Here is a 16,469-nt window from a genome sequence, read left to right as displayed (position 1 = left end):
TGCGCTAATTCTCTAATTTCTCTGTGGCCTTTCAGTATCGCTTTTAATCGTCGTCGTCATCGAACTCATCGTCATCGTCGTCGGCTTCATCCTCCTCATCTTCGGCGACTTCGGTGAGTGCTTCTGCCAACAGTTCAAAATCATCTTCGTTAATTGGGTAAAACGCTTCCGCAAGTAGGCGCAGTCGCTTAAAGCGAGGTTGGCTTTCTAATTCTACCGAATCAATATCGGCCCCTTTGTCTAGCTTGCTAGAAACGGCATCTATATCCAGCGGAAAAAAGTCGGCCGTTTCGACAGGCACAGTGAAAAAATATTCTTTGGGATTGGACGTCTTTGGTTCACCAGTAATGGTGGCCACAGCAAAAAAGGTTTGCGTTTCCAGCGCATAAAAGATGAGGCGGTCACCAGATTGCAGCTTGATGTCACCATCGGCAGGGGGTGCCATCACAACCCGTTCTGGCCAGCCGGGGAAGGTCATCTCATCGAGGGCTGGCACGCTGATGACTTTGATGTAATGGTTGGCAGTAGGTACGGCCGTTCGCTTGGCGGCACGAGCAGTGCGGCTGGCAGCTTTGCTTTCGTACTCTGCGGCAATGTTTTCCCAAATGCGTGCCTGAAGTTCAATCCTTAGCTCAGCTTCGGAGCCGTCCTCAGTGTAGCGTACACGCATTTTGGGTGGATTGATTGCTAAAACTGTGTATTCACCTTTGCGGTTGGCGTAAGTGCCATTGACCTCAAACATGCTTCAATCTCCCATCATGATTTGTGCTCGGTAAAAGATTCATGTGTGGCGTGCCTAAAAAATTTGTGGGGCGCATAGTATCGTTTTCACCCACTCTTGGCAAGTCTTTTGGGAATGTTTTGGGCAGGCTTTAGGGCAAGATGGTAAATTGGCTGCCGCTCCATTGGGTGATGAGACGGCCGTTTCCAGCCTCACACCCATCACGTACCACCTCCAGCAGCCCATCCTGATTCAAATCCATGAGGCCCAAGCTGCCCTGGCAGCTATCTGGTAACGGCAGCAAACGCATGACGCCTTCCTGGCTGGTGAGCGCAAAGCTCAAGCCGGTGGCATCATCCCACAGCACCACATCGGGCAGGCCGTTTTGGGTGAGATCGCCCGTTGCGGCAACCTCTGGGCGCAAGACAGGCTGGCTGCGGCTGGAGAGCGTTTGGCTGTGCAGCAGGCTAAATTCGCCGCTGTCGTCTGGCGTCAGCACAGTCAAATCAGTGAGGTGAGGATGCTGAGCTGTACTGCCACGCAGCAACAGCAGTTCCTCCAAACCATCCCCGGTAAGATCAAGCCACTCCCAGCGCGCACTCAACGGCGGCTCCTGGCTGAGCCAACGGGTGTGCATGGCGGGCAAGGCGGCGGCTCCCTGCAAATTAAGCTGATCGAGCAAATCGGGCAGGTCCCCTTTGGCGTAAGTTTGAGGTGAGGATGTGGTGAGAACGGCCGTTTCCAGTCCAATATCCCCGTTGGCTTCTTCCGGTTCGGCAAAGCGGATGCGGCTGGCGTTGGCCACCACGGGCTGGTTGCAGCCAAACTGCAAAGCCAAGCCTTGCGCCTCGCTTTGAATGCCGATGGTGGCACGGCTGCCGTTGTTGCCTTCCAGCATCGCTACGTCTTCGTACAAAAAGAGGATATCCTGGCTTTCTTCAAATAGCTGCACGGCGAAGGTTACACGATCATCGGGGTCGCCAAAGCGGGGAATGTTGTCCCATTCCAACACAAAAATGCGCGTCGGAGCTTCTCCAACCACATCATATTCCAAAAAGCCAAAGCTGGTTAAGTCCAGATCGTCCCAGTAGGGGGCAATCATGTCGCCCATGCCCGCTACCGGGGCATCATCCATGCAGCTATTGGCGTAGAACGGATTGCCGTTGCCAAATTGCAGGTTGCCGTTGCTGCTGGCTTGAAGCTGGCTGTAGGTCGTGCCGTAAAAAGTGAAGGGGAAGGGCAAATCCAGCGTAGTAACGCCATCGTCACTGTAGAGGAAGGTATCGGTGGTGGCGTCGATGTAAGCAAAAGCGGTGCCGCTGTCGCAGGTGTAGCCATACAAATCGGGGCCAGGGCAAAGGGCAACGGCCGTTCCATAAGCAGCTTGTGTATCGCGCCGAAACACAAAAAAGAGTACGACAACGATTGCAACGAGCAGCAATAACCAGGGAAACAATCGACGAAGAGCACGCATGGGCACAGTTTAGCGCAGCAGCTATTGGCTGACAAGCAAGGGAGTGACTGGAATTACGGCCAGGATGGTTGTTGCTGGAGAATCAGATCTTTTCAGTAGGCTGCACGGTGCGGCCGATTTGGAACAAGGCCAACAGCAAAATAACCAGCGTTACAATCTGCAAAACTCGATACCCATCGCCGACCGTTACTGGATCGGCTCGAAAGGCAGCGACAAAGAGACGACCTGCACTGTAGACGGCCGTTCCCAACATAAACGGCCGTCCAACTGCATAAATACCAGGTTGGGTAACTCGCCACCAGGTAACCAGTGCCAATGCGCCCACAAGCAGCTCATATAGCTGCACCGGATGCCGCCGCACGCCAAACTGGGTCATCCCCCAGGGGGCAGAAGTAAGCGTGCCGTAACCCGGCCCTCCGGCAAAGTCGGCCAGGCTTACCACCATGAGGCCAAAAACGACACCCGGCAGCAGGGCATCCAGGGTAGGCCAGAAGTGCAACTGCTTGGCACGGGCGTAGAAAAAGCTGCCAATCAGCCCTAGAACCAACCCACCCCACACGTTGTACCCTGTGTTGAGTGGCCAGATGATGCCAAGTAAGTTTTGGCTGTAGGCGGGCCAATATTGCAACACAAAGGTCAATCTGGCACCGATGAAGCCCACAAAAACGGCCGTTGCCGCCACCCCGTACATCAACTCTTTATTTTGCTGTACGTGAACGGCCGTACGCTCCACCAACGATAATCCCAGCCAGGCACCTAAAATGATGATGAGGCCAGCGGTAGGAAACACAAGACCGCCAATATTAAGAGTCGGAAACATAGTTAAGGTTTACCGTTCGCTTATTGCCGATAACGGGTTGTGAGCCTCGGCCAACATCGCTTCCACACGACTTTGCAGTACCGCCTCGCTCAAAATGCCAATAATTACCTCACGTACCACGCCGTTTTGGTCAATAAAAATGGTTGTGGGCAGGCTGTTCACTTCATACAGGCGCGTGACCCGGTTTTCTGGATCAATGAGCAGCGGATAAGAAACGTTGTATTCATTGCCAAACTCGGTGATGGTGGGCCAATCTTCACCCTGATTGATGCCCAAAAAGGCGACACTGCCGTTATACCGCACGCTGGCTTGCTGCAAGCTGGGCATTTCTACCCGGCAAGGCGCACACCAACTGGCCCAAAAATTGAGCACAACTGGCTGCCCAGCCCCGCCCGCCTGATCCACAATCTCAGATAATACAATGGACTGACCAACGGCCGTTTCCAAACTGAAATCGGGCGCTAAATGCCCAACAATGGGAGCTTCGGCAAGCGTAATCGGGCCACTAGCGGCCGTCACAGGCTCTCGCGACACGATAATCCACGACGTGCCTAGCATTGCCGCCATCAGCAAAAGAATTGTCCACTCAAAACGTGTCTTCAACATGCCATCATTTTACCACGAATCAACCATCGGTAGCGTGAGCAAGCTCACAACCAATCTTGCCAGATTAGGACTTTTTAGTAGTCGCTTTTAAAAAGGGCTGGACGCGGACAAGCGCAGATGACGCGGAAAATCATTTATATTCTGCGCTCGTCCGCGTTCATCCGTGTCCTATTGGAACTGTACCTGCCAGATTCAGGAAAATGCTAAACTAGCTGGGTCACGGTATGATTGTCAAGCAAACTATAGAAAAAGGAGCAAAAAAATGAGCAAAAAGCAAACAAAACCTGCTTATGAAACTGGCGAAACGTTGGTAAGTACATTGTCAGTTCTGGGGGATGTGAACGGCCGTAAAATGTTTGGCGGCGTCGGCATTTTTGTCGAAGACGCGATGTTTGCCCTCGTCAGCAGCGACAACGTGATTCATTTCAAAGTCGATGACAGCAATCGCGCCAAATATGAAGCCGCTGGCGCAGCCCAGTTTCACAACATGCCCTACTACAAATTGCCAGATGCCATCTTCCAGAACGATGACGATCTGTTTGCCTGGGCCAAAGAGTCTATGGCGATTGCCCGCGCCAGCAAAAAGAAGAAAAAATGAGCCAAAACTATCACCTTGCTCAAATTAATATTGCCCGGATGAAGGCACCTTTGGACGATCCGCAAATGCAGGCGTTTGTGGATGGCTTAGATCCGCTCAACGCCCTGGCAGATGATGCGCCCGGCTTCATTTGGCGTTTGCAAACGGATGAGGGGGATGCGACTGGGTTACGGCCGTATCCCGACGACTATCTCATTGTCAATATGTCTGTTTGGGACTCTGTGGAAAGTTTACGGGAGTACACTTATAAGACGGCACACGTGGAGTTTGTGCGGCGGCGCAAAGAATGGTTTGAAAAGCTCGAACAGCCAATTTATGCGCTTTGGTGGCAGCCCGCCGGGCAAATTCCCACCGTCGCCGAAGCCAAAACCCGGCTCGACCACCTCATCCAGCACGGCGACAGCCCGACCGCCTTCACCTTCGGCAAGCCCTTCCCGCCGCCAAAGTAGCTATTCGCCGCGGTGGAGACTTTTGAAGTTTTGTCCCAAATTGCAGCATCTCAGAGCGAAAAACTTCAAAGGTCTGAATGACTGGCAGGTCTGCTGTTATTTTTTTCACGCGATTGATGGATAATTTTGTGGGGGAACGGCAGTTTGCCACCCAAATTATGCTGAAATTTGAGGGGGCCAGCACACAGCAAGGATGAATAAAACGAGTAGGTGTCTTGATGGATATACTTATAGGAATACCATTTGAAATTTCGTTAAAACAACTGCCCCAAAATCAAAAATCTCTTTACATGCAGTGGATTAATCCAGGCACCTTTGTCATGGGTAGCTCAAAAGGTGAGCCCAACCATGGTTTTGATGCAAACCAGTTTTCGTTAACACTCAACGATGGTTTTTGGATAGGGCAATATCCAATCACGCAAGCACAATGGGAAGCAGTCGTGAAGAGGAATAATCCCAACCATCATAATGAGCATCCGAATTACCCAATTCAAAATGCAAATTGGGATGAGGCTTCTTTATTTTGCGGCCAACTTAATACAAGGTTCAAAGACAAGTTACCAGATGACTATAGCTTTGGCTTACCCACAGAAGCACAATGGGAATACGCTTGTCGAGCTGGAAGCCAAAGTACGTATTACAATGGTAACGACCCTAATCGGTTGGCAGAAATCGCCTGGTATAGGGACAATAGTGATGGGCATCCTCATCCTGTAGGAGAAAAACAACCTAATGCATGGAATCTTCATGATATGCTAGGCAATGTATGTCAATGGTGTTACGACACACCAAAAGAATATCCTGATCACCATGTTCAGGATTGGTATGGGGAACCAAAGCATATTGCACGAAGTGTCAGAGGCAGAGCATTTAGCCATTCTCTATCTGTTGTCAGATGCGCCAATCGTGGTTATACACATAGAGATGCGAAAGCACAGGAGATAGGGTTTCGTTTAAGTCTTCGAAAGTTGAGATGAGCCCTTGCTACTGGTGTATCTTCTCATTCGTGCTACGCTGGGCAGCATACCGATTACTGTTTACCGCTCACCGATAACTGAATGGATTGCGAAACGGCCGTTTCCACCACGCCCGTCAAATCATACACCATCGCCCCGTCAATGCGAACCGGCACTAGCTCGTTTATGGGTAATTCACCCGGTACAAACACCATGCCGTCAATTTCCGGCGCATCCCGGTAAGAGCGACCCACGCTCACGCCGTCCCCATGCCCTTCCACAAAGATGGGCAGCGTCTGCCCCACAAGCTGCTGGTTTTTCGCCAGCGAAATCGGCTGTTGCAGCGCCATCAGCGCTTCCAAACGCGCCTCTTTCACCGCTTCTGGCACCTGCCACGCCACCGTCGCCGACGGCGTAGACGCTTCATATGAGTAAGTAAACGCGCCAAAACGATCAAACTGCAAATCCTGGACAAACTGCTTCAGCCCATCAAACTCCTCATCCGTCTCGCCTGGATACCCCACAATAAACGTGGTGCGGATGGCGATGTCTGGCATCGCGTTGCGCAGCTTTTCCACCGTTTTATACACCCACTCAATATTCGCCGGGCGGCGCATCCGCTTGAGCGTTTCCCGGTGGCCGTGCTGCAAGGGAATGTCCAAATAGTTCACAATTTGCGGTGTGGTGGCCATCGTCTCGATCAGTTCGTCCGTGACGTAGCCGGGGTAGGCATACATGAGCCGAATCCAGGGAATGTCTGGTGCTGCGTTTGTGATCTCTTTCAGCAAATGGGACAAACCATTTTTCAATCCCAAATCGTGCCCGTAGTCGGTGCTGTCCTGGGCGATGATGACCAGTTCTTGCAGCCCAGCGGCTTGTAATGCCACTGCCTCGGCCACAATCGACTCAACCGGGCGGCTCACATGCGTGCCTTTAATTTGGGGAATGGCGCAAAAGGCGCAAGGGCGGCGGCAGCCATCAGAAATCTTGAGGTAAGCTGAACGGCCGTGTACAGCCGTGCGAATCACACCTTTCTCATCCAACCCAACCGTCGTTGCCTCGTCTGGCAAATGGTAGAGCGGTTCAGGATGTTTTTTGCAGCGCAGTTGGCGCACAAAGGGCACAATGTCCATCCAGCGGCGCGTGCCAATGACGCCGTCAATGCCCGGTACCCATTCCACAACCTCGCTGCCGTAACGCTGTGCCATGCAGCCTGCGGCAATCAGCAGTTGGTTTTTGCTTTTTAGCTCCGCCAGCTCCTGCAAAGCCCCAATCGACTCTTGCCGCGCCCCTTCGATAAAGCCGCAGGTGTTCACAATAAGCACGCTGGCATCATCTGGATCGGCCACGCCGTTAAAGCCAGCCTTGTTTAGCAAAGCCGCCATGCTTTCAGAGTCAACCGTATTTTTGCTACAGCCCAGGCTGAGCATGTAAAATTGTTTCTTTTGCTTTTGTTTACTCATATTCGGTGGTCGGTAATCAGTGGATGGATTACCGATTACGGATAACGGATTACCGTCTAATTGGTGGTTGTCCAAACTTCTTCTTTATTCTCACCCCGTCCGCCGAGTGGCCCCAGCGATACGTTGTTAATGGTGACAGATACACCAATGGCGTTGCCTGTATTAACGCGAACCTCATCATTTGCGGTCCATTCATACGGAGGATCGGTGGGGCGGGCAATGCCAGTGAATAACACATTGCCGTCAACCGTCACTTCCATCCACGCCCGCTCTAAAATAATGATTTCCAACTCAATGGTTTCCATCGTGGCGGGCAGCGGGGGACGCGTGGCCGTTGGCGTCGGATCACCCGCAGGAATATCATTGCGGCTGGTTGGCCCCAAAACGCTGGAGGCACCTACTTCTTCCGTAGCTGTCGGCTCTGGCGTGGGCGTTTCCCGGTTTAGAATGTTTTGAACAGCCTCATTGACAGATTCTGTGATAGCTGCGGTGCCATCCCCTTCGCCCAAAATCATCGGCAAAAACCGCTGCCCAGCAAGGTAAAGTAACCCAAGCAAGGCAATGATAATGACAATGCGCAGAATGGATTCACTGCCACCACTGGAACCTCCGCCCTGATAGGCGGTGTCCACTTCCATGTTAACCGGATCAAAAAAGGGATGGTTTTCTGGTGGGGCTTCTAAAGCGGGGCCAACAGGTTGGGTCGTATCCACAATGACAGGCTGTTGGCGGCGTTGGAGTCGTTGCGATTGGCTTAACTCATACCGCTCAAGCAGCGGCTCAGGGTCTAAACCAAGATAGCGGGCGTAATTGCGTAAGAAGCCACGGGCATGCGTTGGGGTTGGCAAGCGATCAAAGTCGCCCATCTCCAACGCTTCCAGGAACCGACTGCTGATGCGGGTTTTTTCCTGCACTTCGCGAAGCGTGTACCCTTTGGTTTCGCGGGCTTCCCGCAGAATATGGCCAAGCTCGTCTATCATCATGAAAAAAGTCACTGACTTTGGCAATCAACAACCGCTATGCGGGTTGGCTTATGCTGCCAGGCCAGTGACTAAGCAAAGAAGGGACGTTTTATGCGTCTACTTCGTCTGTTTCTTCTTCTGATTCTACTTCTTCTTCCGCTTCTGGCTGAACTACTTCTTCAACCTCTGCTGCTGCCTCTTCGGCAATGTCGCTGGCTGGCATGATGTCGCCATCTTCATTTTCAATCACGACGGTTAGCTCAGGCTGGAATTCGCCACTCAAGCGCACAACCACTTTGTGCTCACCAAGCTGGCGCAGCGGCTCGATACCCACTTTGCGCCGATCAATTTCGGTACCAAGCTGCTCGTTCATGGCGTCAGCAATTTGGGACGTGGTGATTGACCCATATAGTTTGCCACTTTCGCCAGCCCGTGCGGTAAATGTGAGGCTCACACCTACAATTTGAGTAGACAGTGCTTCGTATTCGGCACGAAGTTCTGCCCGACGGGCTTCTGCTTTTTTGCGCCAGGCTTCAGCTTGTTTCATCATGCCAGGGGAAGCAACAACGGCTAAACCTTTGGGCAACAGATAGTTACGGCCGTATCCATTGGCAACCTTATGTACTTCACCAGCCAGTCCAATATTTTCTATGTCTTCTTTTAACAGCACTTTCATAGCTGTACGCTCTCCATCTCACTAAAAAATTATCTTATCAATCCTGCTGACCCGCTCGGTGCAAATGCTGATGGCATTGTGTGAAAATCTTTTGTTTTCAATGATACGGCTGGGCCAATTGCAGCAGGAAATGTTATCAGAGGGGGCATGATTTGGCAAGATATGGCACCGCAGTTTTTGCAGATGTTCGGTAGGGGAAACGGCCGTTTCCCATTCAAACACCCCACAACTACCCATAAGTTAGGTCGCAGCAGATAAGGTTGTCAAGCGTGCTTGACAAATAGGAATGTTTCATTTACACTAACTGTCAAGCTAGCTTTACACAATATCAAGCAAGCAAGACATATCAAACAATTAGGAGCATATGATGAAAAACAAAAATTCAAAAACTTGGGAACTCAATACAGGAACCGGCAATTCTCAGGCTAAAAAGGAGTCCTAATGAATAACTGGCAGCGAAAATATCTGATTCGTTTTATCACGGGCATGGCAGGCTACTCAATCTTGCTGCCGCTCTCGCTCATTGTGGCAGATAATGGACGAATACAGCAGCCGTGGCTAGCCATTTTAATTGCGCTGTTGCCCATTGTCCCTTTTTTGAATGCGATGACGGCCGTTGTGCAAAATGTGCGTCATCAAGATGAACTGCACAGGCGCATTCACCTAGAAGCTATCCTGGTTACGGCCTTACTTACTGGTGCCGTGACGTTTAGCTACGGCCTGCTGGAAGCGTCAGAACTGGTGCCCCCCTTGCCCACGGTGTTTATCGCCCCCTTCATGATTGCTGTTTGGGGAATTGCAAATTTCATCATCACGCGGCGGTACGATTAGGTTGATGCTTATGAATAACCGACTGAAGGTACTCCGTGCAGAGCGAAATTGGTCTCAGGAAGTATTGGCACAAAAAGTGGGTGTCTCGCGGCAAACGATCAACGCTATTGAGCGCGGCAAATATGACCCCAGCCTGCCGCTGGCGTTCAAATTTGCTAGGTTGTTTGTTTTGTCAATTGAGGAAATTTTTGAACCAACTGAGGCAGATTTAACTTGAATGCCTACCCGAATATTCGCCACAGAGTTCACAAAGATTTATGAGATTTGGCGCACATCCTCTTATTTCTCTTTTACCTCTGTGGCTTCTTTGGCTGAATTCCAAGATATACGGCCGTTTACCCGGCAGATTCGGCCGTATACACCTCATCCATAGACAGAAGTAAATCGTTAAGCTCTGTCACCTCTTCTGCAATCTCGTGCCGCAGCCGTCGCGCACTCCCCCGATCAATATCTTTGGCATCTACCAACATCGTTTGCGAATAAATGGTACCTAAATGGGTCAACGAATTTTCTAGCTGAAGCCGCGCCCGCTGAATAGTAGCTTCTAACGTTTGCAGCGTTTGTAACTGTCGTTCAATACTGTTTAAGGTTGCCTGTATCTGATCTTTGATAGCCGGATTTTTGGCGCGATCAAAATCTGCTTGTAGCTGCTTCATGCGTGATTCTGCTCGTACCCGATCTCGGTGCAAAATTTCTCGTTCCTGCTGGTATCTGTCAATGCGCCGGGCCAGATCGTAAATATTCTCCAGCCAATCATCAATCTGGCTGGCCGTTTGCGTCAGCTCATCCTTCAAAACAGAATCCGACCGCTCCCGAATCCCTTTTTCGATCCGGCTGCGGTAATCCAATGCCTCATTAATTTGCCGCTGAAGTTTTTTATCTCGCAGTCGCTCTGGCTTAAATTCGTTTTTCAGCATTTTAGAGACCACAAGGCGGCCGAATTCAGGGTCTCGTACGCTGCTGTATACCAGGCCAGCCTCGGCCAACGCGCCGCCCAGCAGCCAACCCCAAAACGGCACAAACTCTACAATGGGCACGCCCGCGGCCGAAAATGTTGTTAGCATGGCCGTCAGTGCCAGCACGACGGCACTTTCCCAGCGCATGATTGATTCTTGCCAGATGGCATTTTGGACGCGTTCTTCTAATGCTTCACGTGCTTTCGACATTGATTAACTTAACTTTTGAATTGATCTGATGGCATTTTAGACTGAACTGCCTGAATTTGCTGCTGAATGGCTGCCTGACGTTCCGGGCTGCCCGTGCGCTGCTTGGCCGCATTCAGCACATCCAGGCTGCGCTCGTAAAAACCGAGGGTGGCATAAGCACGACCCAATGATTCCTGGTAGGCTACATGCTGAGGTGCCTGTGCTGCTGCCAGTTGCCAATGCAAAACGGCCGTTGCCCACAATCCTTGCTGCGCCAATTTACGTGCTGCTGCGTTAAAATCAACCGCACTTTTTGGCCCTTTGGTTAACCCTGCCACCTGACGCACAGTGACCTTGTTAAAATCTGGCCCCGCCTTAAAAATGGCATAAAACAGGGCCAAGGCCGCGCCTCCTATAATGCCAATGCGAACTGTCTCGCCTAAGCCAGTGGTAAGCGGCAATATAAATTGCTGGATGGCAGGGTCCATGTTTTCTATCCCCAGTACCGCTAAATTTGGGGGCAAAAGCCAGCGTAACAAAGAAAACAGGATTACGCCGATTAATAGATAGATAGCAGCAATGTGTGCCCACGTTTGCCGCCAGCCCACGCCAAAAGCCAGCACCACAAACAAAAATACCATGATGCCACTGCCCACGGCCGCTACCAAATTACCTTGCGCCAAAATATGGTAGAGCAACTGCAACAAATAAAATTGGCTAACGCCCAACAGCAGCACCCACAGGGCTGTTAAATTGGTACTGGCCTTAGCATACCGGAAGCTATGTACCAATAGTTTTTTCTTGCACTTCGGGCATCTTTCATCTTCGGGAGCCAGTTCGTGGGCGCAGTAGCCACACATGGGGGTATCTTTTGTCCAGATGTCATCGTAGCTTTCTTTGGCTTGGTAATCCGGGCTGGAACCTTGCGCTTGAACGGCCGTTGGGTCCCGCCATTCCCACGTTTTCACCTGGCTTTCCGGGTACAGCAAGGCCGCTGCCGTAGACACTGGCTCATATTCACGCCGTACCACCTGCGTCTGACCCGCTTTTGGTTCAGGTGCGGTCGCCTGAGCCAACTTTGCCAATCCCTTTTGGGCTAGCTGATTATCCGGGTTGATCGCTAACACATTTTCCAAGCAAATTTGACGCTCGGCGGCCGTTTGTACCGCCCCACTCATCCACAGCCATGCCTTTTCATTGCGTTCATCAACTGCCAGCACTTTTTCTAGCAGCTGACGCCCTTGCACACGGTCGTTTTGTTTTACGGCCGTAATCCCTGCCTTCAACCATGCTTGTACAGACTGCTCTGAATCAGACATTGGAAATGTGTGCCAGCCAACAATATTCATGCCGGCTGGCTAACACAGAAATTACTCCATCGCGGCTTCCGCTTCCTCACTGTCATCCAGCGTTAACGATGGGGCTTCAGACAAACCGAGACGACGTTTGCGCTCTTCAAGCTGCAAATCCAGTTCCGCGCTGCCCAGGGCCGCATCCATTTGGTTATCTAAACGATCGGCGTACATTTCGCTGTGCGCAGTTGCCTTATCCAGTCGGGAGCGAATTGATTCACCCAAACGAGCAATATCTGCATCCCCTACACCCACCAAATCATCCAAACTCTTGATCGCCTTCACGGTTGTCTCTTTAGACTTGGCCAGGCGCATCAACGCTTCTAGCTCTTTCTGCTCTTGGCGGATGGTTTGTAATTTGGCTTGCAGCTTCAAGCGTGCATTAAGCAGCGATTCGTATTCACGCTGCTGCCGCACCCATTGCTCATGATATTGTTCTTGCAAACGACGCGCACTGTTTAGCTCGTTTTGGGCCGCGCGGGCTAAATCTGCCTTGCCCTGCATCAACAGTGCATCAATGTTGCGATCCAGCTGATCTGCCTTCTTTTTGTACTCTTTGTATTTGCGCTCCATGCTTTTAACTTCACCGCCAACGGTGGCGGCAGCGTCTTCAAGTTCGTCCAGATTTTTTTCAGCATCACGGATATATTGCTTCATCACCGCGACTGAATTGGTTTCCAACGCTTTATCAACCATCTCATGCATATTTGCCGAGATTAAGGTTTGTACTTTTTCAAGTAATGTTGCCATCTTATTTGCTCCTTATGCTTAATTGGGAGGGTCTACGGACTTTGCTTTCGATACGCAAAAGGCCCGTTTTGGTTGTTGTGTAATCGGCAAAAGTTACCATTCCGATGAAAAATGCACTTCATGGGAAATATCTCCAGGGTAAGGCTACTAGAGACTCAAAGAGATTGTAAACAAAGTCGGCTGTTTTTCAAGCAGAAATTAGGAAAGATATAGTTATGCCCGTCTGAAACGGCCGTTTCACAAACGAAAGGTCTGGAGATTGCGACAATAAAAGGCGTCTTCCCGTTTTACCTACGCTTCGTAAGCCGGTAGCTTAATGGCAAAATGGAAACTGCCGTCTTTCCCCTCACTAAATGAAAGCTGCCCTTGATGCAGCCCGATATACCCTTTGGCAATGTACAGGCTTGGCCCAATTTCAGGGTTTTGCAGCAAATCTGGCTCCTCATTAGTCAAAACTTCATTGAACTGCGCCATTGTCTCTGCATCCAAGCTGGCTGAAACCGTGATGACAATTTTCACATTGCTTGATTTGCCATTATAGACCGAAACAATGAGTTCGTTTTTCCGTTGGGTAGGTTTTGCATATTGCAGGCTAATCTGCATCAAACGCTCAATCGCTTCCTGTAGGGTAGACCAATCAGCTTCAACCTTGGGCATATCCGTCAGAGTCGTCATATCCACATGCCAACCAGACGCTTCAGGACGATGCCTAAAAGATTGAACCGTTTCAAAAAGCAACCCACCCAGATTAGGCAATGGATACGCTTTTAGGCTATGCGCTGTCCACGCTTCGCCCGTTTTTAGCTCCGCCAGCGTAATGAAATCTTCAATAAGGTGCGTTAATCGCAAACTATTGTCCTGAATGCCATGCAGGGAATGTTTGAGATCGCTGTCGGTATTTGCGTCTTGCAATGCTTTCGACAACACATCTGAATGTTCCGACACCGAAGCCAAAGGCGTACGGAAATCTGGTGAAATGAGGTTGATGATGCTTTTCTTGAGATCATCAAAGCTCTGGGCAATCAAACTCTGGTTGTGAAAATGTTTGTCTAGCTGCTTTTCCACAAAGCGCAACACATCATCACTATCGTAAGGTTTGGTAATGTATTCATCTACGCCGCGTCGGAATCCTTCATACTCATCCCGTTTTTCGCCCTTAGCAGTGAGAAAGATGAAGGGAATATGCAGCCATTGCGGATGTTCGCGAACGTTGGTTAGCAGTTCATACCCGCCCATTTTGGGCATCATAATGTCTGAAATGATGAGATCGGGGATTTGCTTCTTAATTTCTTCGAGTGCAGCAACGCCGTTGAGCGCGGTGAGGACGTTTAGCTTGTATTTGCCATCAAAAATGGTGAGCAAATCTTCTAATCCATTTAGCAGATTGCGATCATCTTCGACGACCAGCACAGTTGCTGTCCGCGTACCATCTTCATCGGTGGCACCGCTAGCTGTTGCATGTTTTCTACGACGGTATACAGGTAAAGTGACGGTAAATTTACTGCCTTTACCTTCTTGACTTTCGGCAACGATACGGCCGTTGTGCAACCGCGCCATGCCTTGAACAATGGCTAGCCCAGTGCCTGCCCCCTGCTGCTCCAAAATTCCTCGATTGTATTGCACAAAGGGTTCAAAAATTTGGCTGGACATATGCGCCGGGAAGCCCATTCCCTGGTCGGCCACTTCGATCAGGATGCTTTTTCCTTTTACTGAGGCCTCTACAACAATCTGATTGATCTCTGAGGAGTTTGGATCGGTAAATTTTGTGGCATTGCTTAACAACCGTCCTAAAATGCTTTTTACATTGCTGGCGACGCCCCAGACCAGCGGCAGTTTGTCTGGAATATGGCTTTTAATCTGGTAGTGGGCTTCTTGAGACGCAGTTTGGTAGTCTGCCACCACTTCCCGCAGCAAGTCAGCAACATTGGGCAGTGGCTTTGCCTCAGCCAGATATTTGGCCTGCGCTTCTCCGCTGCGTAGCTCCATCACGTAGATAAAATCATCTACCAGGCGCGTGAGCCGCAAACAGCCTGTCTGAATTCCACGCAAATATTCCCGGTAATTACGGCCGTCGGTAAACTCTTTCAAGCTATCGGCTAACATCTCGTAGTAGGCCGTTACGTACGTTAGTGGTGTGCGGAACTCATGGTTCAATATTTGCAGAATATTCTTTTTGAGCGAGTCAATATTCCGCTGGCGTGCCTCTTTACGCTCGTAAGCCATATCTAGCTGGGCATGGATTAGTGACAGCAATTCCGCAATGACAAACGGTTTGGTAATGTATAAATCAGCATCGCTTAGCCGCCCCTTGCGAATATCTGGCTCTTCGCCTTTGGCTGTGACAAAAATAAAGGGGATTTGAATCCAGTCGGGATTGGCACGCACGTGATTCAGAAATTCATACCCGCCCATTTGGGGCATCATCACGTCAGAAATAATAAGGTCTGGCTCATGATTGGCCATCACATCCAGGGCCATTTGGCCATCATTGGCCTGAAGTACGGTAATCTCATAGCCCAAATCGGCAATATCTAAAAGGTCGTTAATGCCGTCCAGCATAGATTGATCATCTTCTACAATTAAGATGGTTGCAGTACGGCCGTTCGTTTCGGAAGAAGGTTGCATAGATTGCTCTGCCAAAGTATTAAAATTTTCTGGAAGCACTTGTAACGGTGAACCAGCGTTGTTCATCGGGATTGTCCTGACAAATAATTTAGCCCCGCATTGCCCCACGGAAAATTATACCGTGCATCAAGTTTGGACTATGAGGTGAATTTTGTACTGTATTTCTGACATCCTATCTAATCATCAGACAAAAAAACAACCGGCACCAAGCTGGGCACCGGTTGTTTGTCGTTAGTGCCCATTCGCAGAATAATGGCTATTCTACAGCTAGGAATTGGCGAATGGGCTTAAAGTGCAGTTCGGTTCCGAAACCACCAAATTAATTCCGAACGGCTACTTAGATATTTGTAGCTGCCAACCGCAATAAGCGGTAACGGATTGCTTTTTAGCCAGACATACGTAGGCGGCGGGCAAAGATTAACAAGCCAAGCAATCCCAGAGCAGCCACAATGATCCCCCAGGTATCGAACCCTGTTTCTGGCAGCGCATCGTCACTGCCGGTCTCACTCGTGGCTGAATCCGTGCCATCACTGGTACTATCCCCAGCAGTATCATCGTCGGTGGTATCGTTAGCATCATCGGTCGTTGCGTCACCACCAGCATCGCTGTCTTCGCCTTCTTCTCCATTTTCGGCCGTCTCGCCTTTGTCACCACTGTCGCCATCTGCCTCATCATCAATTTCGGCAACTTCTTCACCAACGACTGGCGTGTTGGTAGGCGTTGGGGTGGCAGGTTCTGGCGTTTCGGTGGGTGCCTCGGTGGGCACAGGTGTCTCGGTGGGTACCGCTTCGGCCGTTGCAGTGGCAGCCACGGCCGTTGCCCCATTGGAGATTAATGTTTCGGCATTCCGGGTTTCAATGGCAGACCGTTCAGCATTCTGTGCATCTGCGGCGCGATTTTGCACCAGGAAAACGGCCGTGCAAATGCCCATCAAAATAAACAAAGTAACTAAAACACCAACGGCAATTAAAAATGGGCGGCGATTTGAAGAACGCTCCTCATCCTCAATAAAATCGTCTTCAATATACTCTTCCATCATTT

General features: G+C 50.4%; 17 protein-coding genes. 5 read left to right on the top strand and 12 right to left on the bottom strand.

What is annotated here, in order from left to right:
* Nucleotides 1-43: 43 nt before the first annotated feature.
* From ACOQPU_RS19130 to ACOQPU_RS19115, 4 genes are all read right to left on the bottom strand, one after another.
* Nucleotides 44-742, bottom strand: a complete 699-nt coding sequence (locus ACOQPU_RS19130; RefSeq protein WP_420641434.1) for a hypothetical protein — start codon at nucleotides 740-742, stop codon at nucleotides 44-46.
* A 130-nt stretch (nucleotides 743-872) separates the two neighbouring features.
* Nucleotides 873-2,195, bottom strand: a complete 1,323-nt coding sequence (locus ACOQPU_RS19125; protein WP_420641433.1) for a hypothetical protein — start codon at nucleotides 2,193-2,195, stop codon at nucleotides 873-875.
* An 82-nt stretch (nucleotides 2,196-2,277) separates the two neighbouring features.
* Nucleotides 2,278-2,985: a prolipoprotein diacylglyceryl transferase gene (locus tag ACOQPU_RS19120; protein WP_420641432.1), complete on the bottom strand. Its 708-nt coding sequence runs from the start codon at nucleotides 2,983-2,985 to the stop codon at nucleotides 2,278-2,280.
* A 39-nt stretch (nucleotides 2,986-3,024) separates the two neighbouring features.
* Nucleotides 3,025-3,621, bottom strand: a complete 597-nt coding sequence (locus tag ACOQPU_RS19115; RefSeq protein ID WP_420641431.1) for a TlpA family protein disulfide reductase — start codon at nucleotides 3,619-3,621, stop codon at nucleotides 3,025-3,027.
* A gap of 262 nt (nucleotides 3,622-3,883) precedes the next feature.
* Between ACOQPU_RS19115 and ACOQPU_RS19110 the strand changes: the two genes are divergently transcribed.
* The 3 genes from ACOQPU_RS19110 (at nucleotide 3,884) to ACOQPU_RS19100 (ending at nucleotide 5,645) form a co-directional block, all read left to right on the top strand.
* Nucleotides 3,884-4,219, top strand: coding sequence for a TfoX/Sxy family protein (locus tag ACOQPU_RS19110; RefSeq protein WP_420641430.1), 336 nt, complete (start codon nucleotides 3,884-3,886; stop codon nucleotides 4,217-4,219).
* Nucleotides 4,216-4,668: a DUF3291 domain-containing protein gene (locus tag ACOQPU_RS19105; protein ID WP_420641429.1), complete on the top strand. Its 453-nt coding sequence runs from the start codon at nucleotides 4,216-4,218 to the stop codon at nucleotides 4,666-4,668. Before ACOQPU_RS19110 ends, ACOQPU_RS19105 begins: the two co-directional genes overlap by 4 nt.
* 218 nt (nucleotides 4,669-4,886) lie before the next feature.
* Entirely contained in the window at nucleotides 4,887-5,645 is a 759-nt protein-coding gene (locus ACOQPU_RS19100; protein ID WP_420641428.1) for a formylglycine-generating enzyme family protein, read from the top strand.
* A gap of 53 nt (nucleotides 5,646-5,698) precedes the next feature.
* Here ACOQPU_RS19100 and rimO read toward each other — a convergent pair whose 3' ends face one another.
* The 3 genes from rimO to rplI form a co-directional block, all read right to left on the bottom strand.
* Nucleotides 5,699-7,087, bottom strand: a complete 1,389-nt coding sequence (rimO, locus tag ACOQPU_RS19095; RefSeq protein WP_420641427.1) for a 30S ribosomal protein S12 methylthiotransferase RimO — start codon at nucleotides 7,085-7,087, stop codon at nucleotides 5,699-5,701.
* Nucleotides 7,088-7,143: 56 nt separating this feature from the next.
* The gene (locus ACOQPU_RS19090) at nucleotides 7,144-8,070 is read right to left on the bottom strand and encodes a helix-turn-helix domain-containing protein (RefSeq protein ID WP_420641426.1); all 927 of its coding nucleotides are present in this window, start codon (nucleotides 8,068-8,070) and stop codon (nucleotides 7,144-7,146) included.
* Between the two features lie 88 nt (nucleotides 8,071-8,158).
* Nucleotides 8,159-8,725, bottom strand: a complete 567-nt coding sequence (rplI, locus tag ACOQPU_RS19085; RefSeq protein WP_420641425.1) for a 50S ribosomal protein L9 — start codon at nucleotides 8,723-8,725, stop codon at nucleotides 8,159-8,161.
* 441 nt (nucleotides 8,726-9,166) lie between these two features.
* Between rplI and ACOQPU_RS19080 the strand changes: the two genes are divergently transcribed.
* Nucleotides 9,167-9,556, top strand: coding sequence for a hypothetical protein (locus ACOQPU_RS19080; protein ID WP_420641424.1), 390 nt, complete (start codon nucleotides 9,167-9,169; stop codon nucleotides 9,554-9,556).
* A gap of 10 nt (nucleotides 9,557-9,566) precedes the next feature.
* On the top strand, nucleotides 9,567-9,773 hold the full coding sequence (locus ACOQPU_RS19075) for a helix-turn-helix transcriptional regulator (protein ID WP_420641423.1): 207 nt from the start codon (nucleotides 9,567-9,569) through the stop codon (nucleotides 9,771-9,773).
* 118 nt (nucleotides 9,774-9,891) lie between these two features.
* Here ACOQPU_RS19075 and ACOQPU_RS19070 read toward each other — a convergent pair whose 3' ends face one another.
* The 5 genes from ACOQPU_RS19070 to ACOQPU_RS19050 form a co-directional block, all read right to left on the bottom strand.
* The gene (locus ACOQPU_RS19070) at nucleotides 9,892-10,722 is read right to left on the bottom strand and encodes a hypothetical protein (RefSeq protein ID WP_420641422.1); all 831 of its coding nucleotides are present in this window, start codon (nucleotides 10,720-10,722) and stop codon (nucleotides 9,892-9,894) included.
* 8 nt (nucleotides 10,723-10,730) lie between these two features.
* Nucleotides 10,731-12,020 (bottom strand): hypothetical protein, encoded by a 1,290-nt coding sequence (locus ACOQPU_RS19065; protein WP_420641421.1) that lies wholly within the window; start codon nucleotides 12,018-12,020, stop codon nucleotides 10,731-10,733.
* Nucleotides 12,021-12,071: 51 nt separating this feature from the next.
* Nucleotides 12,072-12,803 (bottom strand): PspA/IM30 family protein, encoded by a 732-nt coding sequence (locus ACOQPU_RS19060; protein ID WP_420641420.1) that lies wholly within the window; start codon nucleotides 12,801-12,803, stop codon nucleotides 12,072-12,074.
* 291 nt (nucleotides 12,804-13,094) lie between these two features.
* Nucleotides 13,095-15,428 carry a response regulator gene (locus ACOQPU_RS19055; RefSeq protein WP_420641419.1) on the bottom strand — a complete coding sequence of 778 codons (2,334 nt, stop codon included), beginning with the start codon at nucleotides 15,426-15,428 and terminating at the stop codon, nucleotides 13,095-13,097.
* A 385-nt stretch (nucleotides 15,429-15,813) separates the two neighbouring features.
* Nucleotides 15,814-16,467 (bottom strand): hypothetical protein, encoded by a 654-nt coding sequence (locus ACOQPU_RS19050; protein ID WP_420641418.1) that lies wholly within the window; start codon nucleotides 16,465-16,467, stop codon nucleotides 15,814-15,816.
* Nucleotides 16,468-16,469: the final 2 nt, after the last annotated feature.

This window comes from Candidatus Leptofilum sp. (assembly GCF_965223285.1).
In the GTDB taxonomy this organism is placed as follows: Bacteria; Chloroflexota; Anaerolineae; order Promineifilales; family Promineifilaceae; genus Leptofilum.
This window is presented reverse-complemented; position numbering and strand designations above follow the sequence as displayed.